The sequence below is a fragment of the Parvibaculum sp. genome, assembly GCF_039680535.1.
Classification (GTDB): domain Bacteria; phylum Pseudomonadota; class Alphaproteobacteria; order Parvibaculales; family Parvibaculaceae; genus Parvibaculum.
On sequence record NZ_JBDKSS010000005.1, the window covers coordinates 374,900 to 393,195 of the forward strand.

The 18,296-nt window shown below is 63.2% G+C and carries 23 protein-coding genes and 1 riboswitch; of the genes, 12 read left to right on the top strand and 11 right to left on the bottom strand.

Annotated elements, in window-relative coordinates:
* Positions 1–16: 16 nt before the first annotated feature.
* The 5 genes from ABFC66_RS02980 (at position 17) to ABFC66_RS03000 (ending at position 4,248) form a co-directional block, all read left to right on the top strand.
* A complete protein-coding gene (locus ABFC66_RS02980) occupies positions 17–313 on the top strand; it encodes a YggT family protein (protein WP_346739461.1) in 297 nt (98 codons plus the stop codon).
* A 7-nt stretch (positions 314–320) separates the two neighbouring features.
* A complete protein-coding gene (locus ABFC66_RS02985; RefSeq protein WP_346739462.1) occupies positions 321–641 on the top strand; it encodes a DUF167 family protein in 321 nt (106 codons plus the stop codon).
* 103 nt (positions 642–744) lie between these two features.
* A riboswitch (ZMP/ZTP riboswitch) is annotated at positions 745–828 on the top strand.
* Positions 829–849: 21 nt separating this feature from the next.
* Positions 850–1,755, top strand: coding sequence for a bifunctional methylenetetrahydrofolate dehydrogenase/methenyltetrahydrofolate cyclohydrolase FolD (gene folD, locus ABFC66_RS02990; protein ID WP_346739463.1), 906 nt, complete (start codon positions 850–852; stop codon positions 1,753–1,755).
* 10 nt (positions 1,756–1,765) lie between these two features.
* Complete coding sequence (locus ABFC66_RS02995; protein WP_346739464.1) at positions 1,766–2,776, top strand: aldo/keto reductase; 1,011 nt, start codon at positions 1,766–1,768, stop codon at positions 2,774–2,776.
* Positions 2,773–4,248 carry a serine hydrolase domain-containing protein gene (locus ABFC66_RS03000; protein ID WP_346739465.1) on the top strand — a complete coding sequence of 492 codons (1,476 nt, stop codon included), beginning with the start codon at positions 2,773–2,775 and terminating at the stop codon, positions 4,246–4,248. Before ABFC66_RS02995 ends, ABFC66_RS03000 begins: the two co-directional genes overlap by 4 nt.
* A 24-nt stretch (positions 4,249–4,272) precedes the next feature.
* On the opposite strand, the gene ppa is transcribed toward ABFC66_RS03000, so the two are convergent.
* Positions 4,273–4,812: an inorganic diphosphatase gene (gene ppa, locus ABFC66_RS03005; protein WP_346739466.1), complete on the bottom strand. Its 540-nt coding sequence runs from the start codon at positions 4,810–4,812 to the stop codon at positions 4,273–4,275.
* The gene (locus tag ABFC66_RS03010; protein WP_346739467.1) at positions 4,812–6,044 is read right to left on the bottom strand and encodes an argininosuccinate synthase; all 1,233 of its coding nucleotides are present in this window, start codon (positions 6,042–6,044) and stop codon (positions 4,812–4,814) included. The genes ppa and ABFC66_RS03010 overlap by 1 nt, the downstream gene beginning before the upstream one ends.
* Before the next feature lie 145 nt (positions 6,045–6,189).
* Here ABFC66_RS03010 and ABFC66_RS03015 point away from each other — a divergent pair, with 145 nt between their 5' ends.
* The gene (locus ABFC66_RS03015) at positions 6,190–6,783 is read left to right on the top strand and encodes a 2-hydroxychromene-2-carboxylate isomerase (RefSeq protein WP_346739468.1); all 594 of its coding nucleotides are present in this window, start codon (positions 6,190–6,192) and stop codon (positions 6,781–6,783) included.
* Between the two features lie 110 nt (positions 6,784–6,893).
* Complete coding sequence (locus ABFC66_RS03020; RefSeq protein WP_346739469.1) at positions 6,894–7,529, top strand: glutathione S-transferase family protein; 636 nt, start codon at positions 6,894–6,896, stop codon at positions 7,527–7,529.
* 3 nt (positions 7,530–7,532) lie between these two features.
* Here the strand turns inward: ABFC66_RS03020 and ABFC66_RS03025 are convergent, their stop codons facing one another.
* The 3 genes from ABFC66_RS03025 to ABFC66_RS03035 form a co-directional block, all read right to left on the bottom strand.
* Entirely contained in the window at positions 7,533–7,856 is a 324-nt protein-coding gene (locus ABFC66_RS03025) for a hypothetical protein (RefSeq protein WP_346739470.1), read from the bottom strand.
* 40 nt (positions 7,857–7,896) lie between these two features.
* Positions 7,897–9,105 (bottom strand): 23S rRNA (adenine(2503)-C(2))-methyltransferase RlmN, encoded by a 1,209-nt coding sequence (rlmN, locus tag ABFC66_RS03030; RefSeq protein ID WP_346739471.1) that lies wholly within the window; start codon positions 9,103–9,105, stop codon positions 7,897–7,899.
* Positions 9,106–9,217: 112 nt separating this feature from the next.
* Positions 9,218–9,781, bottom strand: a complete 564-nt coding sequence (locus tag ABFC66_RS03035) for a hypothetical protein (RefSeq protein WP_346739472.1) — start codon at positions 9,779–9,781, stop codon at positions 9,218–9,220.
* Between the two features lie 218 nt (positions 9,782–9,999).
* Between ABFC66_RS03035 and ABFC66_RS03040 the strand changes: the two genes are divergently transcribed.
* Genes ABFC66_RS03040 through ABFC66_RS03050 form a run of 3 tightly spaced genes read left to right on the top strand, consistent with a single transcriptional unit; the run spans position 10,000 to position 13,039 of the window.
* A complete protein-coding gene (locus ABFC66_RS03040) occupies positions 10,000–11,004 on the top strand; it encodes an NADPH:quinone oxidoreductase family protein (protein WP_346739473.1) in 1,005 nt (334 codons plus the stop codon).
* A 36-nt stretch (positions 11,005–11,040) separates the two neighbouring features.
* Entirely contained in the window at positions 11,041–11,763 is a 723-nt protein-coding gene (locus tag ABFC66_RS03045) for a hypothetical protein (protein ID WP_346739474.1), read from the top strand.
* Positions 11,764–11,806: 43 nt separating this feature from the next.
* A complete protein-coding gene (locus ABFC66_RS03050; protein ID WP_346739475.1) occupies positions 11,807–13,039 on the top strand; it encodes a serine hydrolase domain-containing protein in 1,233 nt (410 codons plus the stop codon).
* Here ABFC66_RS03050 and ABFC66_RS03055 read toward each other — a convergent pair.
* Both ABFC66_RS03055 and ABFC66_RS03060 read right to left on the bottom strand, forming a co-directional pair.
* On the bottom strand, positions 13,015–13,614 hold the full coding sequence (locus ABFC66_RS03055; RefSeq protein WP_346739476.1) for a pyridoxamine 5'-phosphate oxidase family protein: 600 nt from the start codon (positions 13,612–13,614) through the stop codon (positions 13,015–13,017). The two genes, ABFC66_RS03050 and ABFC66_RS03055, sit on opposite strands and share 25 nt — an antisense overlap.
* Positions 13,615–13,646: 32 nt before the next feature.
* Complete coding sequence (locus tag ABFC66_RS03060) at positions 13,647–14,045, bottom strand: YkvA family protein (protein WP_346739477.1); 399 nt, start codon at positions 14,043–14,045, stop codon at positions 13,647–13,649.
* 263 nt (positions 14,046–14,308) lie between these two features.
* On the opposite strand from ABFC66_RS03060, the gene ABFC66_RS03065 reads away from it, so the two are divergent.
* Positions 14,309–15,091, top strand: coding sequence for an SDR family NAD(P)-dependent oxidoreductase (locus ABFC66_RS03065; RefSeq protein ID WP_152214677.1), 783 nt, complete (start codon positions 14,309–14,311; stop codon positions 15,089–15,091).
* A gap of 74 nt (positions 15,092–15,165) precedes the next feature.
* Here the strand turns inward: ABFC66_RS03065 and ABFC66_RS03070 are convergent, their stop codons facing one another.
* Positions 15,166–15,516 (bottom strand): 4a-hydroxytetrahydrobiopterin dehydratase, encoded by a 351-nt coding sequence (locus ABFC66_RS03070; RefSeq protein WP_346739616.1) that lies wholly within the window; start codon positions 15,514–15,516, stop codon positions 15,166–15,168.
* Between the two features lie 22 nt (positions 15,517–15,538).
* Here ABFC66_RS03070 and ABFC66_RS03075 point away from each other — a divergent pair, with 22 nt between their 5' ends.
* Positions 15,539–15,943, top strand: coding sequence for a metallopeptidase family protein (locus ABFC66_RS03075; protein WP_346739478.1), 405 nt, complete (start codon positions 15,539–15,541; stop codon positions 15,941–15,943).
* On the opposite strand, the gene thpR is transcribed toward ABFC66_RS03075, so the two are convergent.
* The 3 genes from thpR to ABFC66_RS03090 are packed head-to-tail and all read right to left on the bottom strand — an operon-like array spanning position 15,940 to position 18,213.
* Positions 15,940–16,527 carry an RNA 2',3'-cyclic phosphodiesterase gene (gene thpR, locus ABFC66_RS03080; protein ID WP_346739479.1) on the bottom strand — a complete coding sequence of 196 codons (588 nt, stop codon included), beginning with the start codon at positions 16,525–16,527 and terminating at the stop codon, positions 15,940–15,942. The two genes, ABFC66_RS03075 and thpR, sit on opposite strands and share 4 nt — an antisense overlap.
* A complete protein-coding gene (locus ABFC66_RS03085) occupies positions 16,499–17,542 on the bottom strand; it encodes an NADP(H)-dependent aldo-keto reductase (protein ID WP_346739480.1) in 1,044 nt (347 codons plus the stop codon). Before ABFC66_RS03085 ends, thpR begins: the two co-directional genes overlap by 29 nt.
* A gap of 20 nt (positions 17,543–17,562) precedes the next feature.
* The gene (locus ABFC66_RS03090) at positions 17,563–18,213 is read right to left on the bottom strand and encodes an arylesterase (RefSeq protein WP_346739617.1); all 651 of its coding nucleotides are present in this window, start codon (positions 18,211–18,213) and stop codon (positions 17,563–17,565) included.
* Positions 18,214–18,296: the final 83 nt, after the last annotated feature.

Genomic DNA, 18,296 nt, shown 5'->3' on the forward strand with positions numbered 1-18,296 from the left:
CGAAAAGCAGAGGTCCATGCAATCCCTTATCATCCTGATCACGCAGGTCATCCAGCTCTATACATGGGTCATCATCATCGGCGCCGTGCTGAGCTGGCTCATCGCCTTCGGCGTGGTCAACACGCATAACCGCTTTGTCTATTCCGTCGTCGACATCATCTACCGGGTGACCGAGCCCGCGCTCAGGCCCATCAGGCGCATCCTGCCCGATCTGGGCGGCATCGACATTTCGCCGGTCGTGCTTCTGCTCCTCCTTTATTTCCTCCAGAACCTGATCTGGGAGATCTACGGCTCCTACATGGCGAGCTTCTGAGCCTCCCATGGCCTCCCTGCCGCTCCGAAAACTTGCCGACGGCGTCGCCGTGACCGTCAGGGTGACGCCCAAGGGCGGGGCGGACCGAATCGACGGGCTGGGCGCCGATGCCGAGGGGCGGAGCTTCCTGAAGCTCCGGGTGAAGGATGTGCCCGAAAAGGGCAAGGCCAATGCCGCCGTCATCAAGCTCCTTGCCAAGGCATGGAAGCTGCCCCCAAGCGCCGTCGAGATCGCCTCCGGCGATACGGGCCGGGTCAAGACCGTGGTCCTGCGCGGAGAGGGGCATTACGAGCGGCTGGAAGCCTGGTTCGGCGCATTGCCGGAATAGGACCACTCCGGCGATTGCATGGGGCTGATCGGGCGCCTGTAATTTTGAGCATGACTGGCCCGAAAACCGGTTCCCACTTTTCGGGATCATGCTTATTATCCGCCCCGTTCTGCGTGACTGGCGAGGCGAGGTGGGCATGACCACCGGGAAGCGCAGGAAGATACCGCCGCTCGCCTGGGCACCCCCGTCTCAACCATGAGGTGCCCCCATGTCTGCATCCCCGACCAACATCATCGACGGCAAGACCATCGCCACCGCCCTGAAGGCGCGCGTCGCGGCCGAAGTCGCCCGGCTGAAGGCCGAGCATGGGCTGACGCCCGGCCTCGCGGTCGTTCTCGTCGGCAACGATCCGGCGAGCGAGGTTTATGTCCGCAACAAGGGCATTGCGACCGTCGAGGCGGGCATGAACTCCTTCGAATACCGTTTGCCCGGCACGGCCACGCAGGACGAGGTTCTCGCCAAGGTGCGCGAGTTGAACGCCGATCCCGCCGTCCACGGCTTTCTCGTGCAGTTCCCCGTGCCCGACCAGATCAGCCAGCAGGCCGTGATCGACGCGATCGATCCCGACAAGGATGCGGACGGGCTTCATCCGCTCAATGCGGGCCGGCTTGCGAGCGGCCTTCCGGCCATGGTGCCTGCGACGCCCGAAGGCTGCGTCATCATGGCGAAGCTCGCGGGCGGCGATCTCTCGGGCAAGCATGCCGTTGTGATCGGCCGCTCCAACCTCGTCGGCAAGCCCGTGGCGCAATTGCTGCTGAAGGAGAACTGCACCGTCACCATCGCGCATAGCCGCTCGCACGACCTGCCTGCACTGGCGCGTCAGGCCGACATTCTGGTCGCAGCGGTCGGCCGGCCCAACATGGTGCGCGGCGACTGGGTGAAGTCCGGCGCCATCGTTATCGATGTCGGCATCAACCGTGTGCCCGCGCCGGAAAAGGGCGAGGGCAAGACGCGGCTCGTCGGCGACGTCGCCTTCGACGAGGCGGTGAAGGTCGCAGGCGCCATCACGCCCGTGCCGGGCGGCGTGGGCCTGATGACGGTCGCTTGCCTCATGCGCAACACGGTCATTGCCGCCTGCCGCCAGAACGGCATCGCGCTGCCGAAGGACTTCTGAGGAGCAGGGGATGGAGACGCGCAGGCTCGGTAATCTGTGGCCGGTCAGCGCATTGACGCTGGGCGGCGGCGGCCTCGGACAGATCTGGGGCAGGACCGATCGCGATGAAGCGGTGGCGACGGTTCGTCTCGCCGTCGAGCGCGGCATCACGCTTCTCGATCTCGCACCCTCCTATGGGCGCGGCGAGGCGGAAATGGTGGCAGGCGCCGCCTTCGAGGGCGCGTGGCCCGAGGGGCTTCGCGTCACAACGAAGTGCATTCTCGCCAATCTGCCCGCATCCGAGGTGCATGAGCGTCTCGAGCGATCGCTGCGCCGCAGCCTCGAAACACTCAAGCGCGAGCAGGTCGATCTCTTCTTCCTGCATTCGAACATCCATCCCGTCGGCTATACCTTTTTGAAGAATGCCGAGACGCAGGGCCGCTGGGCGCTGCCATGGCCGCTCTATGTCGAAGCCGTCGTGCCAGCCTTCGAGCGGTTGAAGGCGCAAGGGCTCATCGGCGATTGGGGCATTACCGGCGTCGGTCTGCCGCGCACCATCATGGATGCGCTACGCGATGAGGCAAGGCCCGCCGTCGTGCAAGCGGTCGCGAACCTCCTCGATTCCGCCGGCGACATGCGCCGCTATGAGGAACCGGCGGAGCCGCGCAACATCATCCGCACGGCGAAGAACAATGGCGTCGGCGTCATGGGCATTCGCGCCGTGCAGGCGGGCGCATTGACGGCGCAGATCGACAGGGAACTTCCCGCCGAAAGTGCCGAGACGAAGGATTACGCCAAGGCCGCGCCTTACCGCGCGCTTGCGGCGGAACTCGGCGAAGACCCCGCGATCCTCGCTCATCGCTATGCGCTGGCGATGGAGGGCATCGACACGGTGGTGCTCGGCGTCAAGAACCGCCGTGAGCTCACCGACATTCTCGACGCCGAGGCGAAGGGGCCGCTCGATGCGGAAATCGTCCGGCGTATCGATGCGCTTGGCCTCCGGCGGCAGGTGCCGCGTCTTCCGCTCGATGCGCCCCTATGAAGCGCGGCCTTCTTTTCCTTCTCTGGTCGGCGATGCTGGTGGGGCTCTTTACGGGCCAGCCGGCGCATGCCGCCGACCAGCGGGCTGCCGGCGGCATGATCGCGTGGCCGCATGACGAGATGGTGCGCGCGCTCGGCATCTTCATTCCCGAGCGCATGGCGTCGCTCGATGTTCCCGGCGCGAGCGTTGCCATCGTCTCAAACGGCCAGATCATCTATTCGGCAAATTTCGGAGTGGCCGACAGGCGAAAGGAAACGCCTGTCACGGCGCAAACACTGTTCGAGGCAGGCGAACTCGGCGAGACGCTCGCCGCCTACGGTGCGCTCACGCTCACCCGTGACAAGCTGCTCTTTCTCGATGCGCCGCTGTCGCGCGATCTGCCGTCGCCATGGCTCTCGCGCGAGTCCGACGACCGGCTGGTGACGCTCCGCCAGGTGCTGACCCACACATCGGGATTGACCGACAATGTGGTTCACGTCTCGCGCCGCACGAGCTTCACGCCGGGCGAGGGCTTCTCGCAATCCGGCGTCGGCTTCCTCTATCTCCAGCATGTGATGGAGACGATCGAAAGGAAACCGTTCGAGGCCGTGATGAAGGCCCGCGTCTTTGCGCCGCTCGGCATGAACGCCTCGACTTATGAAGAGCGCCCGCAAGCCGGCGCCGAGGCGCGGGGCTATGTGCCGTTGCGCTTTCCGGTGGCGGTCTTCTATCTGCCGTTTCTTGCGGCCTTCCTTGGGGTTCTCGGCATCGTCTGGGCGGTGATGCGCTTCACCATGAGGACAGGCCGTATCGACGCGCCCGATCTGCTCTGGCCGCTCATGCTCGCGCTGGTCTTTGCGATCGGCCTCGTCTGGTATGGGCTTGGTTTTGCGAATACCGCATTCATGATCGGCGTCGCGGTGGCCTATGCGCTCTGCCTCGGCGCGCTGGGCGGTTTCATCTTCTATCTCATCTATGTCGTTGGCTTCGTGCGCTCGCGCGAAGGCGTCATTGCCCGGGGACGAAGCCGCTCGCCGGAAATGGCGCTCGCCTTCGCCTTCCTCTCGGCCTTCGTCGTCAGTCTGGCTTTCTTCGATTGGCCGCTCGGCGTTCCTCGCTTAGCGCTTTTCGACGACCGGACGCCGAGTGCCGCGAGCTCCTTCCACACCAATGCGGAGGACATGGCGCGCTTCATGATCGAGCTCGAGGACGGCAAGGAGATCGGCGAGCGTCTGCATGATCGCATGCTCAGCGAACGCGTCGCCATCGACCCGACATTCTCATGGGGTCTCGGCGTTGGTATTCGCAAGGATCAGGCGGGAGAAACACTCTGGGCGCGCGGATCGAGCCTCGGCTTCGAGAGCCTGATGGTCATCGACCCGGCGCAGAGAACGGGTGTCGTCGTGCTGACGAACAGCCGGAGCGGCAGCGAGCTCGCGCAGCAGATCGTCCGCAACGTGCTCGGCCGCGATGGCGTGTGGGCACTGCCCTGAAGGCAGCGCCCGACGCTTCTGGTGTCAGGCCTTCTTTGCCTGCTTCGCGGCTTCGATGGCGGCGAGAATGATCCTCTCGGCCTCTTCCGGCCCGTGCCAGCCCTGGATCTTCACCCACTTACCTTCCTCGAGATCCTTGTAGTGCTCGAAGAAGTGGGCGATGCGGCGGATGAGGATTTCCGGAAGGTCGGTGTAGCTCCGCACGTTCTTGTAATACGGGTTGAGCTTCTCGACCGGCACGGCGAGGATCTTTTCGTCCTGGCCCGCTTCGTCCGTCATCATCAGCACACCGATGGGGCGCACGCGCACGACGGCGCCGGGAACGACCGGGATGCGGCTCACAACGAGCACGTCGACCGGATCGCCGTCATCGGACAGCGTGTGCGGGATGAAGCCGTAATTCGCCGGATACTGCATCGCCGTATGGATGAAGCGATCGACGAAGAGCGTGCCCGACTCCTTGTCCATCTCATACTTCACCGGATGGCCGCCATGCGGCACCTCGACGATGACGTTGACGTCGTGGGGCGGGTTCTTGCCGATGGGGATGGCTTCGATACGCATTAACCTTTAATCCGCTTGTTGCGCGCGGCCAGAAGACGAAGCCGGAGCGCGTTCAGTTTGATAAATCCTTCGGCGTCTTTCTGGTCGTAGGCGCCGGCGTCTTCCTCGAAAGTCACATGGGCCATCGAGTAGAGCGAATAGGGGGAGGTGCGGCCGACGACCGCCACATTGCCCTTGTAGAGCTTGAGGCGGACGGTGCCGGTGACCATTTCCTGGCTCTTGTCGATCAGGGCCTGAAGCATTTCGCGCTCAGGCGACCACCAGAAGCCGAAATAGATGAGTTCCGCGTAGCGCGGCATCAATTCGTCCTTCAGATGCATGGCGCCACGGTCGAGCGTGATCGACTCGATGCCGCGATGGGCGGCAAGCAGGATCGTGCCGCCCGGCGTCTCATAGATGCCGCGAGACTTCATGCCGACGAAACGGTTCTCGACGAGATCGAGGCGGCCGATGCCGTTCTTGCCGCCAAGCTCGTTGAGTTTGGTGAGCAGCGTGGCGGGCGAGAGACGTTCGCCGTCGATGGAGACGGCATCGCCCTTTTCGAAGCCGACTTCGATATAGGTCGGCTTGTCGGGGGCATCTTCCGGCGAAACGGTGCGCTGATAGACGAATTCGGGCGCTTCCTGTGACGGATCTTCGAGCGCCTTGCCCTCCGACGAGGTGTGCAGCAGGTTCGCGTCGACCGAGAAGGGCGCTTCGCCGCGCTTGTCCTTGGCGATCGGAATCTGGTTCTTTTCGGCGAATTCGATGAGCTTCGTACGCGAGGTCAGGTCCCATTCGCGCCAGGGGGCAATGACCTTGATGTCCGGGTTGAGCGAGTAATAGGAAAGCTCGAAGCGGACCTGGTCGTTGCCCTTGCCGGTCGCGCCATGGCAGACGGCGTCGGCGCCGGTGGCCTTCGCGATTTCGATCTGGCGTCTGGCGATCAGCGGGCGGGCGATGGACGTGCCGAGGAGGTAGATGCCCTCGTAAAGCGCGTTGGCGCGGAACATGGGGAACACGTAGTCGCGGACAAAGGTCTCGCGCAGGTCCTCGATGTAGATTTCCTTGATGCCGAGCATTTCGGCCTTCTTGCGGGCCGGCTCAAGCTCCTCGCCCTGGCCGAGATCGGCCGTGAAGGTCACGACCTCGCAGCCATAGGTCGTCTGGAGCCATTTCAGGATGATCGAAGTATCGAGGCCGCCCGAATAGGCAAGCACCACCTTCTTCACGTTCTTCGTCGCGCCGCTCATTGATTCACCTTCGGGGCACCGTCATGGTCGATTTTGCGGCGCATCATAGGGAAATCCGGTCGAGCGGCAAGGGCTGCAGGAGCAGTTGCGTGGTTCAAGTGAAACACCCAATTTGTAAAAGAGCTTAATGATGGGAAATTCGGGGATGACGGTCGATTTCTGGTACGAATTCGCCAGCACATATTCCTATCCGGCCGCGATGCGCGTCGAGGCGGCGGCGGAGAAGGCAGGCGTGCAATTGCGCTGGCGGCCCTTTCTGCTGGGGCCGATCTTCGGGGCGCAGGGCTGGAACGACAGCCCTTTCAACATCTATCCCGCCAAGGGCCGCTACATGTGGCGCGACATGGCTCGCATCTGCGCGGCGCAGGGCCTTGCGCTGAAGGAGCCCGTCCGCTTCCCCCAGAATGGACTGAACGCGGCGCGGCTGGCGCTTCTGGGCGCCGAGGAGGGCTGGGCGCCGGGCTTCACCCGCGCCGTCTATCTCGCCAATTTTGCCGGGCAGAAGGATATTTCGGATGAGCTGGTGCTGGCTGAAATCCTGACCCGTCTCGGTCTCGATGCGGCGGACGCCATCGCCCGGTCGCGGGCGCCCGAGAACAAGGACCGGCTCAAGACGCAGACCGAGGAGGCGATCGCGAAGGGCGTATTCGGCTCGCCGAGTTTTACAGTCGGCGATGAGCTTTTCTGGGGCAATGACAGGCTTGATGACGCGCTGGCCTGGGCGGCGGCGCGCCGCTGATCGACGGAGCCAATCCAAAAGCTCAAACAGGGCCATTCCCGACGCGTCTTGTGGAGAGGCATCGCAATGCCGATGTTCCTTTCGCGCGTTCTAGAGGAAGGGAGCCTTCAATGAGCACGATCATTTTTCATTCGCAGCCGATGAGCGTCTATCTCTGGACGGCAAGCCTCGTTGCGGCGGAAAAGCATGTCCCCTGGACGGTCCGGGTGATCGAGCCGGGGTCGGACGAGCACAGACGGTTCAATCCCTTCGCCAAATCGCCGGTGCTGGAGCATGGGGCGATCCTTCTCTACGAAACGCTGGCCATCGCGCATTACATCGACCGCGCTTTCGACGGGCCGGAGCTTCAGCCGGAAAGCGCCCTCGATCAGGCGGAGATGCTGCGCTGGGTGAGCCTCGTCAACGCCTACATGTTCCCGACGATGACCAATGGTCTTGCCAAGGAGCGGCTGCTCGTGCCTTCGCAGGGAGGTGTGCCCGATGAGGCGCTGATCGAACGATCCGCCGGGGAGTTTCGTCATCAGCTCGGCGTGATCGACAGGGCGCTGGCCTCGAATCCGTTTCTTGCGGGCGAGGAAATCAGCATCGCCGATTGCTTTCTCTTCCCGCATCTCCATCTGGCAAGCCTGACGCCCGAAGGGGCCGACGCTCTGGCTCATGCGCGCATGGCAAGCGCCTGGCTCGCGCGCATGCGGGCGCGGCCGAGTTATGCGGCGACGGATCAACTGCGCCAGAAGGCGGCTTGAGATTCAGCGAAATGCGGGCGGAAGGTCGGCTTCGGGGATCAGCAGATCGTCGGTGATCCTGAGCCAGGTTTCTTCGATGAGCACCGCCATGCCTTCGCGCTGTGGCGTCGCGGTCGTCTTCCTCGACAATTCAGCGAAGGCGCGGTCGCGATGGTCCTTCGAGGGCCAGCGTGCATAGGCAACCAAGTCGCCATTCTCGGCGCGGTGAAGGCGTGACCCTCCGCCGCCGTGATGCGTCATGATTTCAATGGTGATCTCATGCCAGCGGCGCCGGAATTCCTCTGCGTCTTTTTCCTCGACACGCCAACGGTAGATGACGGCGAACATGCCTGTCCTCCACGATCCGGGTTGAAAGCTCGTCGCTGTTTCAGGCGGTCGGCTGGGCCGCCGCCTTTTCTTCCTTGAAACGCTCGCTGGCGCGCTTCTTCACCGTTTCGCTCTTGAGCTGTCCGCAGGCCGCCATGATGTCGCGTCCGCGCGGCGTGCGCACGGGGCTGGCGTAACCGGCGCGATTGACGACATCGGCGAATTTCTCGATCTGCGCCCAGTCCGAGCATTCGTAAGGGCTGCCGGGCCACGGATTGAAGGGGATCAGGTTGATCTTCGCCGGAATACCCTTCAGCAGGCGGACGAGTTCCTTCGCGTCGGCGAGGCTGTCGTTCACGCCTTTCAGCATCACATATTCGAAGGTGATGCGGCGCGCATTCGAGAGGCCAGGATAGTTGCGGCAGGCGTCGAGCAATTCGTCGATCGGATATTTCTTGTTGAGCGGCACGAGCTTGTCGCGCGTCTCGTTGTTCACCGCATGGAGCGAGATGGCGAGGCCGCAGCCGATTTCCGCGCCCGCGCGTTCGATCATCGGCACGACGCCGGAGGTCGAAAGCGTGATGCGGCGCTTGGAGAGCGAAAGACCCTCGCCGTCCGACACGATGTCGAGCGCGTCGCGAACATTCTCGAAATTGTAGAGGGGCTCGCCCATGCCCATCATGACGATGTTGGTGACCATGCGGTCGTCGGAATTGCGGCCCGAATCCGGCCACTCGCCGAGAGCGTCGCGGGCGACGAGCAACTGCCCCACGATTTCGCCCGCCGTCAGATTGCGGACGAGCTTTTGCGTGCCGGTATGGCAGAAGGTGCAGGTCAGGGTGCAGCCGACCTGGCTCGAAATGCAGAGCGTGCCGCGGCCTTCCTCGGGGATATAGACGGTCTCGATTTCCGGGCCGGGGACGCCGGGCTTGTCGGAGCGGAGCCGCATCAGCCATTTGCGCGTGCCGTCCACGGACTTCTGCTCGACCACGACTTCCGGCCGCTCGACCACGAAGGCTTCGGCGAGCTGGGCGCGCATGTCCTTGGAGAGCGTCGTCATGTCGGCGAAATCGGACAGACCGCGATTATAGATCGCGTTCCAGAGCTGGCCGACGCGCATCTTGATCTGCTTCTCAGGCAGGCCGAAGGCACGCAGCGCCTCGGCAAGCCCGTCGCGGGTCAGGCCGAGAAGGTTCGTCTTGGCCGCGCGCAGGGGAGCGGCGTCTGCCGCTTCGTCCCGCTTATGCGCAATGTCGAGTGTCGTGGCCATAGCTTTATCCTGCCGGGGCCCGGAAGGGGGCCTCGTTTCGCCGGGGGTCATAGCATAGATGGGGCCGCGCCCGCGACTCTGCCAGATGAGGCCGGATCAGGGCCTTGGAAGCCTATTTGCAGGCTTCGTCGATCTTCTTCAGGGCCGTGCCGGCGCCCTTCAGGGCATAGGTGTCGGTCGTCGTCGTCTTGCGGGCCGAAGTACCCTTGATGACCATGGTCGAGCCCGAGCGGATGGCCTTCACCATCGCCGGTTCGTCGCTCGTCTTGTCGAGCCAGGCCCAGTACTGGTGTTCGCCGCCTTCCGAGAAGCCGGTGAACATCTGGAACTTCGCCTTGCCGATCGTGGCGAAGGGCTTGGACGTGGGGCTGTAGGTATAGCCGGCGCGCAGGCTCACCTCGTTGCGGATGTTCCGGCCCGGGCGATGGGTAATCATGAAATAGACATCGCCGCGCTTTGCGCCCTTGGGCTCCTGCGTCCTGGGCTCGGCGACCACGTAGCAGATCCGGTCCGCGTCGGAGCCATAGGTATAGGCCGCCCAGTCGTCGAACTTGCCCAGAAGCTTCGGGGCCTCGGCGGCCTCGGCCCTTCCTCCCGGTGCGAATCCGCCGAACATGGGCGCCAGCAGCGCGGCAAATGCGACGGCGGAAGCCAGAAAGCGTGTGCGTGTCGGCATTTTATGAAGACTCATCTCTGCTTGGGGCCTGCGTCGGGCATGCTCAACTGACAGGTGAGGACCATACCGGGCGCAGCGGCCAATTTCCAGACAGCTCGGCCAGAAACCGGGCAGCGCGGATGTCCGGCTCATCTGGCAGGTGCGGCCCCCCCTGTGGTAATGAGGAACACCGAAATTGAAACAGGCCCTTGTGGCCGCAAAAAGGCAGGGAGCGACTCATGAAAGCGATTTTGTGCAAGGAATACGGACCGCCGGAAAAGCTCGTCATTGAAGAGGTGCCGACGCCGGAACCCAAAAAGGGTCAGGTCCTGATCGAGGTTCATTCGGCTGCCGTCAATTTCCCCGACGTGCTCATCATCGAGAACAAGTACCAGTTCAAGCCGCCGCTGCCCTTCTCTCCGGGCGGCGAAGTCTCGGGTCTCGTCACCAGGGTCGGCGAGGGCGTCACCAAGGTGAAGGTCGGCGACCGCGTGATCGGCTCTTCCGGCTGGGGCGGCTTTGCCGAGGAACTCGTGCTCGACGAGGCGCGCGTCACGCCCATTCCCGGCGAGATGGATTACGTCACCGCGTCTGCCTTCCTGATGACCTATGGCACGTCGCATCACGCGCTGAAGGACCGCGCGCATCTGAAGCCCGGTGAAAATCTGCTCGTGCTGGGCGCGGCCGGCGGCGTCGGCCTTGCCGCCGTCGAACTCGGCAAGGCGATGGGCGCGCGCGTCATCGCGGCGGCTTCCTCGGAAGACAAGCTGCAGGTCTGCCGCGAGCATGGTGCGGACGAGACGATCCTCTATCCCACGGGTTCGCTCGACAAGGATCAGCAGAAGGCGTTGACGGACCGCATCAAGGAACTCACAGGCGGACAGGGTGCCGATGTCGTCTATGACCCGGTGGGTGGCGACTATTCCGAAGCGGCGCTCCGTGCGACGAACTGGGAAGGCCGGTTCCTCGTCGTCGGCTTTGCCGCGGGCCCGATCCCCAAGGTTCCGCTCAACCTCGCGCTGCTCAAGGGCTGCCAGATCGTCGGCGTCTTCTGGGGCGCTTTCACTGGCCGCGAGCCCGCCCGTCATCAGGAAAATCTCAAGGAACTGATGACATGGTTCAAGGAGGGCAAGCTGCGCCCGCATGTCTCGCGCACCTACAAGTTCGAGGAAGTGGCGCAGGCTCTGAACGACATGGCGGCGCGCAAGGTAAAGGGCAAGATCGTTCTGGTGCCGTCTCGCTGACGGCCATCTGGCGATTTGAGTGAAGGGGGACGCCCGATGGGCCGACTGCTCGTGATGATCGGCGCCGGCATCGGGCTGGCGATCGTCGTCCTGTTCAGCTTCCTCCTTTACGTCCTGCTTGCTTCCGGCAATCCGGATTATTGGGCTGGAGAGATCGCGGCCTTCGAGCGCCGCGATGTCTCCAACCCGCCACCGCGCGATGCCGTACTCTTTGCTGGTGCGGACGATGTGCGGCAATGGGAGGCGCTGCCCTATGATCTCGCGCCGGTTCCCGTGATCCAGCGCGGCTTCGGCGGCGCGCAGATCGCGCATATCACGCATTTCGCGCCGCGCATCGTGTTTCCCTATCGTCCCCGCGCCATCGTGATGATTGCGGGCGAGGCGGATCTCTCCGATGTTCGCGGACGCAGGCCTGAAGACGTGCTCAACGATTTCAAGGGCTTTGTCGCAACGCTGCGCGGCCACGGCGTTTCGGCGCCGATCTATTTCGTTTCCATCCGCCCGTCGCCGATGCGCAGCTCGCGCTGGCTGGGCGCGCTGCGCGCCAACGCGCTTATTCAGGATTACGAGAAGACGGCGCCGGGGCTTTACTACATCGATGTCGCCTCTTCCTTTTTCGACGGAGGCGGCAATTTGCGTCGGGAGCTTTTCCGTTGGGACGGGCTTTCGCTCAATGAAAAGGGCTATGCGCTGCTGACGCAGATCATCAAGCCCGCGCTCCTCAAGGCCGGCTACGGCACGGGCAGCGAACTGCAATAACGGCGAAAACGCCGACAACAGAACAAACGGACGGGAGAGCGAAATGGCGTTGCAGAAGATCTCGAAGGAAACGAGGGCGGGTCTCGTCGAAGGCGAATACGATCCGAAGTTTCAGGGCGTGGTCGACGCCTTCATCGAGAATTTCGAAACGCGCGAGGAAGTCGGCGCGAGCCATTCGATCACGCTCGAAGGCAAGACCGTTCTCGACATCTGGGGCGGCCGCAAGAAGCCGGGCGGCGACGCCTGGACGCGCGACACCGTGTCGATCGTTTTCTCCTGCACCAAGGGCGCGACGGCAATCTGCGCCCATATGCTTGCCGATCGCGGCCTTCTCGACCTCGATGCGCCGGTCGCGAAATACTGGCCGGAATTCGCCGTCAACGGGAAGGAAGAGGCCATCGTCTCGATGATGCTCGATCATTCCGTCGGCGTGCCGCATGTGCGCGAGAAGGTGAAGGAAGGCGGCTATTACGACTACGATTACATGATCGATCTGGTCGCAAAGGAAAAGCCCTTCTGGCAGCCCGGAACGCGCAACGGCTATCACGGCGTAACCTTCGCCTGGACGGTGGGCGAGATCGTGCATCGCGCCGCGAAGAAGCGCCTCGGTCAGTTCTTCCGCGACGAGGTGGCAAAGCCTCTCGGCATCGATTTCCAGATCGGCGGCTTGCCGGAAGCGGACGAAGCCCGCGTTGCGCCCATGATTTATGCCGTGCCCGATGAGGCGACGCTGAAGTCGAAATTCACGCAGGCGATCCTCGCCGATCCGCAATCGCCCTCGGCGCTCTTCCTCGGCAATAACGGCAACGCCAACTTCAATTCGCGCGAATGCCACGCCTCTGAAATCGGCTCGGCCAACGGCATCTCGAACGGGCGCGGCCTTGCGGGGCTCTATGCGCCGCTCGCCAATGGCGGCGGCAAGCTCGTCTCGAAGGACACGCTGGACCGCATGGGCCGCGTCGCCATGTCGACGCATGAGGATGCGACGCTGATGATCCCGTCGCGCTTCGCGCTCGGTTTCATGAAGTCGATGGACAACCGCAAGGTGCCGAATGCGAGTAACATGAGCTGCATCATGTCGGACGCCGCTTTCGGTCACGTCGGCATGGGCGGCTCGATCGGCTTTGCCGATCCCGAAGCGCGCATGAGCTTCGGCTACAACATGAACAAGATGGGTAACGGCATTCTCGTCAATGATCGCGCGCAGTCGCTGATCGACGCTGCCTATCTCGCGCTCGGCTATCGCTCCAATCAGAGCGGCGTCTGGGCCTTGTAAGCCGCAAGCTCCGCTTCGAGCGCGTCGATCTTCGCCTGCAGATGCGCCAGCGCGCCCGCCACATCGGGCGCGTCGAGCTTCTGCGGGATGTGCTGCGAGCAATTGGTGTCGAGCGCCGTGACGCGGAAGATGATCGCCTGAAGCGGCCGCGCGCGATAGTCCTCGGGCATAAGTTGCCGGATGATTTCCTTGTCGGCGATGACTTCGGCGCGTCCCCAGATTTTCACGCGGGCGCGGTTGGCGTAATCCATGAGGAAGATATAGGCGCGGTCGTTTTCGGCGAGATTGCCGAGAGTGATATATTGGTGATTGCCCGCGTAATCCGCGAAGGCGAGTGTGCGCTCGTCGAGCACACGCAGAAAACCCTTCGGCCCGCCGCGATGCTGGATATAGGGCTGGCCGTCGGCGCTCGCGGTGGCGAGGTAGAAGGAGTCCCGCTCGGCGATGAAGGCGGCGATATCCGGCGCGATATGGTCGCGGAAATCCTTCTCCGCATAGAACTCGCGGCTGCCGCGCTTTTCCTGCATCGCCTTGACCGACGGGGTGAAGGCGACATCGCTGACGTGCTTGTTCATGGGCGCTCTCCCGGGCCAGAGGCCCCAAAGGGTTAGGGCTTGGGCTCTTTCTTCGGTGGCAGGCCGAGCGCCTTGCGCGCCGCCTCGCGATGTTCCAGCTTCAGATGGCTCGAGACGAGACCGACTGCGGCCATGAGCACGGTCGCGTCGTCGGTGAAGCCGAAACCGGCGATGAAATCGGGAATGATGTCCGTCGGCAGGACGAAATAGGCCAGTGCCGCGAGCAGCGTCGCCTTGACGCGAAGCGGCGTTTCCGGGTCGCGCGTGCAGAACCAGGCCGCCGCCGCGTCCTCCGCGAAGGGGATCTTGCCCGCGACGCGGACCATTTTCTTCCAGAAGCCTTCCTCGACCGTCTTCTCATTTTTGGCGATGACGGCGGGCAGGCTCAGGGCCGGGCTTTCAAGTTCAGTCTCTATGTCTTGCTGCGACATGGGCGTCCGCGGTCCGGGGCATGTTTGTTCAGTCCCGGGGCTAACCGGGCTTCAAGGCGAAAGATGGGGCGCTGATGCCCCCGCCGCAAGCCAAGGCGGACGCTGCGTCAAAGGGTTGCGACGCTAATTCCTTTTGTTTTCAGCATTTTTGGCTCGCGTTGGGCTCCGCGAATTTGTTAAATCGGCGCCAATCCGGTGCCGGACGATAAGGCGCCAAACGGGAGATGACCGGTTTTCCGGTCCGCCACAGAAGGGACTAGACCATGAAACTCGATTCCAGCATCAGCGCCATCGTTACCGGCGGCGCTTCGGGCCTCGGCGCCGCCACGGCGCGCGCGCTTGCGGCGAAGGGCGTGAAGGTCGGCATTTTCGACCTTCAGGAAGACAAGGGCGAAGCCCTTGCGAAGGAAATCGGCGGCTGCTTCGCGAAGGTCAACGTGACCGACGAAGCCAGCGTCGACGCCGGCTTCGCGAAGGTTCGCGCCGCCAACGGCCAGGAGCGCATCCTCATCAACTGCGCCGGCACGGGCAACGCGATCAAGACCGCGTCGAAGAACAAGGAGACGGGCGCGCCTGAGCACTTCCCGCTCGACAAGTTCAACCTCATCATCCAGATCAACCTCGTCGGCACGTTCCGCTGCATCGCCAAGTCGGCGGCCGGCATGCTGACGCTCGACCCGCTGCCGGATGGCGATCGCGGCGCGATCGTCAACACGGGTTCGGTCGCGGCGGTCGACGGCCAGATCGGCCAGGCGGCTTACTCCGCCTCGAAGGCCGGCGTTGTCGGCATGACGCTCCCGATCGCGCGCGACCTGTCGCGTGAAGCGATCCGTATCAACACGATCCTCCCGGGCATCTTCGACACGCCGCTCCTCGCCGGCGCGCCGGAAAAGGTCCGTCAGGCGCTCGGCGCGCAGGTGCCGTTCCCGTCGCGTCTCGGCAACCCGGTCGAATATGCTTCGCTCGCCATCCAGATGGTCGAGAACGGCTATTTCAACGGCGAGACGGTTCGTCTCGACGGCGCAATTCGTATGGCGCCGCGCTAATATTTTCCGACCTCGGAAATGCGAAAGCCCCGGAGGAAACTCCGGGGCTTTTTGTTTGCGCGAGGCGGTGTGGCCTATTTCGGCTTTCCAGCCTTGCCCGCGATCTTGTCCATGAACCTGGCGAGCTTCACATCCCGCTCCGAGACCCCCTTGGCGTCATGCGTCGTCAGCACCACATGGACCCTGTTGTAGACATTGAACCATTCGGGGTGATGGTCGGCCTTCTCCGCCGCGAGCGCGACGCGGGACATGAAGCCGAAGGCCTCGTTGAAATCCTTGAAGAGATAGGTCTTTTCGATGGCGTCGCGGCCCCTCACCTTGGACCAGCCCTTGAGTTCCGAAAGGGCCTTTTCGCGCGCCGCGCCGCTCAGTCTCTCGATCATATCCGTCTCCTTCGATTGCGGGCCGAGCCTTGCCCACCTAATCTTCTAGCGCAAGGAGGATGTGATGGATTGGAGAACGGTCAAGGCCCCGAGCCTCGCGGAGTTCGAGAAACTCGCCGCGGACGCCTTTGCACGCCTGCCTGCGGAGTTCCGCGCGCGATGCGACGGGCTGGTGATCCGGGTCGAGGATTTTCCGAGCGAGGAAATTCTCGACGAGATGGAACTTGAAAGCCCCTTCGATCTTCTCGGCCTCTATCACGGAACGGGGGAGCCTTATGAGATGTCGCATCAGATGACCAAGCTCCCCGACATGGTCTTCCTCTATCGCCGTCCCATGCTCGACTACTGGGCCGACTACGACGAGACGCTGGGCGATCTCATCACCCATGTGCTGATTCATGAGATTGGACATCATTTCGGCCTGTCCGATGCCGCAATGCATGCGATCGAGGCGAAGGCCGGCCGCTAGTCTTCTTCTTCGCCGGGCAGCTCATCCGGATAGATGCGTTCGACCACATAAGGTCCGCCGCCCGTGCTGGCCCGCGCCGAGAAGAGCACGGCGCGCGTGATTGCGAAGCGGGGCGTCGCAAAGAGGTTGTTCGCCTCGATGAAGCGATAGACCTCGTCCGTCTCCCGGCCCTTGAGCCGGGCCAGCGTGACATGCGGTGTGTAGTTGCGTGTTTCGGGCGGCAGGCCGACGCGACGCATCGCGCTTTCGTGCCGCTGCTGCAAGAGCTTCAGCTGTTCCGTCATTTTCACGCCCGCCCACACGGCATGAGGCTTCGTGCCGCCGAAGGCACCCACGCCTTCAAGCTCCAGCTCGAAAGGCGCGAAGGGAATTTCCGCCAGCGCCGCATCGACATCATCGGCGACATTCTCAGGGATATCGCCGATGAAGCGCAGCGTGATGTGAAAATCATCGCGCTCGATCCAGCGCACGCCCTCGATGCCGCGCTGAAGTCTCGCCAGCCGTTCGGCGATTTCGTCTGGAATTTCCAGCGCGGTGAAAAGGCGGATCATGTCTTTACGGTGCGGGGTTCGGCTGGTTGGCATGGGCGGCGTTCACATCCGCCTCCAGCTCGTCGGTCCAGGGAATCTCGCGCGAGGTGACGGCGAGCTTCAGCTGTTCCATCGTCGTCGCGCCGATAATGTTCGAAGTTACGAACGGGCGCGTGGTCACGAACTGGTTGGCGAGCTGCGACGGATCGAGCCCATGCTTTTTGGCGACGGCGAGATAGGCGTCGACGGCGCGCGCGGTCTGCGGCGACTCATAGCGCTGGAGCCGGTTGAAGAGCTGCTTGCGCGAACCGACGGGCAGGGCGCCGTTCTGATATTTGCCGGTGAGATAGCCCTGCGCCAGCGGCGAATAGGCGAGAAGGCCGACGCCTTCGCGATGCGCGATTTCCGCGCCGCCGAGTTCGAAGACGCGGTTGACGAGGCTATAGGCGTTCTGGATCGACTGCACGCGGGGCAGGCTCTTCGTGTCGGCATGGTGCAGGAATTTCATCGTGCCCCACGGCGTCTCGTTGGAGAGGCCGATATGACGCACCTTGCCCGATTTCACCACGTCCTTCAGCGCATCGAGGATCTCGTCGATCTGGATGATCTCTTCGGTATGCTTGTAGGTGAGGCCGCCGGAGCCGAAGAGGCTGATCGGACGGTCGGGCCAATGGAGCTGATAAAGGTCGATATAATCCGTCTGCAGACGTTTAAGGCTTTTGTCCACCGCTTCGAAAATCTGCTTGCGGCTCTGCTCGGTGCCGGATTTGTCGTCGCGCAGCCAGTTCATTGGCCCACGCCCAGCGATCTTCGTCGCGAGGATCACCTTGTCGCGCTTGCCGCGCGCCTTGAACCATGAGCCGACGATCTTTTCGGTCGAGCCCTGCGTCTCGGCCTTCGGGGGCACGGAATACATTTCCGCTGTGTCGAAGAAGTTGATGCCCTGGTCGAGCGCGTAATCCATCTGCTCGTGGCCTTCGGCCTCGGTATTCTGCTGGCCCCAGGTCATGGTGCCGAGGCAGATCGAGCTGACCTTGACTCCGGTCCGGCCGAGTTCGCGATACTCCATTTGATCCCCCATTTTCATGATTATTTCTGCGCCCGCTTCTCGCGCGCTTTCTGCGCTTCGGCGATCAGCGTTTCAACTTTCGGCAGGATGCGCGCGACCATGATCGCAACACCCGCCGCATTCGGATGCATGCCGTCGGCAAGCGTGAGATCGGCCGCGAGGGGTTTGCCGCTCAGCTCCCCCGCCACCCCGTCGAGGAAGAATGGATAGAACACGAGGTGGTTCTCGGCGGCAAGCCTCGGATAGATCGCGTTGAAGGTCTTGCCATACTCTGCGCCCATATTGGGCGGCGCCATCATGCCTGCAAGCAGCACGGGCAGGTGGCGGCCCGAGAGGCGCTTCAGTATTTCTTCGAGGTTTCTGCGCGTGAGCTTCGGATCGATGCCCCGCAGCGCGTCATTGGCGCCGAGTTCCACGATCACGGCATCGGCCTCCGGTCCCACCGTCCAGTCGAGCCGCGAAAGACCGCCCGAACTCGTATCGCCCGAGACGCCGCCATTGACGATAACGATATTGTGATGGCCCCTGGCTCTCAGCGCCTTTTCGAGTTGCGGCGCAAAGCCGTCATCCGGCCCGAGCAGATAGCCCGCCGTGAGGCTGTCGCCGAGGGCAACGATGGTCAGCGGCTTTTCCGCCGCGAAGGCGGGAAAGGCAAGCAGGAGACAGAGCATCGCCGCTGGCGCTTGCTTGTAAATCACTGCAAACATGCCATATGGCCCGAAGATGCGGGCGAAGACGGGCAGGGAAAAGCGGG

Excerpts from the sequence above, each read along its gene's own strand:
- ABFC66_RS02980 (WP_346739461.1), top strand. The coding sequence starts at position 17 with ATGCAATCCCTTATCATCCTGATCACGCAGGTCATCCAGCTCTATACA.
- ABFC66_RS02985 (WP_346739462.1), top strand. The coding sequence starts at position 321 with ATGGCCTCCCTGCCGCTCCGAAAACTTGCCGACGGCGTCGCCGTGACC.
- folD (WP_346739463.1), top strand. The coding sequence starts at position 850 with ATGTCTGCATCCCCGACCAACATCATCGACGGCAAGACCATCGCCACC.
- ABFC66_RS02995 (WP_346739464.1), top strand. The coding sequence starts at position 1,766 with ATGGAGACGCGCAGGCTCGGTAATCTGTGGCCGGTCAGCGCATTGACG.
- ABFC66_RS03000 (WP_346739465.1), top strand. The coding sequence starts at position 2,773 with ATGAAGCGCGGCCTTCTTTTCCTTCTCTGGTCGGCGATGCTGGTGGGG.
- ppa (WP_346739466.1), bottom strand. The coding sequence starts at position 4,812 with ATGCGTATCGAAGCCATCCCCATCGGCAAGAACCCGCCCCACGACGTC.
- ABFC66_RS03010 (WP_346739467.1), bottom strand. The coding sequence starts at position 6,044 with ATGAGCGGCGCGACGAAGAACGTGAAGAAGGTGGTGCTTGCCTATTCG.
- ABFC66_RS03015 (WP_346739468.1), top strand. The coding sequence starts at position 6,190 with ATGACGGTCGATTTCTGGTACGAATTCGCCAGCACATATTCCTATCCG.
- ABFC66_RS03020 (WP_346739469.1), top strand. The coding sequence starts at position 6,894 with ATGAGCACGATCATTTTTCATTCGCAGCCGATGAGCGTCTATCTCTGG.
- ABFC66_RS03025 (WP_346739470.1), bottom strand. The coding sequence starts at position 7,856 with ATGTTCGCCGTCATCTACCGTTGGCGTGTCGAGGAAAAAGACGCAGAG.
- rlmN (WP_346739471.1), bottom strand. The coding sequence starts at position 9,105 with ATGGCCACGACACTCGACATTGCGCATAAGCGGGACGAAGCGGCAGAC.
- ABFC66_RS03035 (WP_346739472.1), bottom strand. The coding sequence starts at position 9,781 with ATGCCGACACGCACACGCTTTCTGGCTTCCGCCGTCGCATTTGCCGCG.
- ABFC66_RS03040 (WP_346739473.1), top strand. The coding sequence starts at position 10,000 with ATGAAAGCGATTTTGTGCAAGGAATACGGACCGCCGGAAAAGCTCGTC.
- ABFC66_RS03045 (WP_346739474.1), top strand. The coding sequence starts at position 11,041 with ATGGGCCGACTGCTCGTGATGATCGGCGCCGGCATCGGGCTGGCGATC.
- ABFC66_RS03050 (WP_346739475.1), top strand. The coding sequence starts at position 11,807 with ATGGCGTTGCAGAAGATCTCGAAGGAAACGAGGGCGGGTCTCGTCGAA.
- ABFC66_RS03055 (WP_346739476.1), bottom strand. The coding sequence starts at position 13,614 with ATGAACAAGCACGTCAGCGATGTCGCCTTCACCCCGTCGGTCAAGGCG.
- ABFC66_RS03060 (WP_346739477.1), bottom strand. The coding sequence starts at position 14,045 with ATGTCGCAGCAAGACATAGAGACTGAACTTGAAAGCCCGGCCCTGAGC.
- ABFC66_RS03065 (WP_152214677.1), top strand. The coding sequence starts at position 14,309 with ATGAAACTCGATTCCAGCATCAGCGCCATCGTTACCGGCGGCGCTTCG.
- ABFC66_RS03075 (WP_346739478.1), top strand. The coding sequence starts at position 15,539 with ATGGATTGGAGAACGGTCAAGGCCCCGAGCCTCGCGGAGTTCGAGAAA.
- thpR (WP_346739479.1), bottom strand. The coding sequence starts at position 16,527 with ATGCCAACCAGCCGAACCCCGCACCGTAAAGACATGATCCGCCTTTTC.
- ABFC66_RS03085 (WP_346739480.1), bottom strand. The coding sequence starts at position 17,542 with ATGGAGTATCGCGAACTCGGCCGGACCGGAGTCAAGGTCAGCTCGATC.
- ABFC66_RS03090 (WP_346739617.1), bottom strand. The coding sequence starts at position 18,213 with ATGCTCTGTCTCCTGCTTGCCTTTCCCGCCTTCGCGGCGGAAAAGCCG.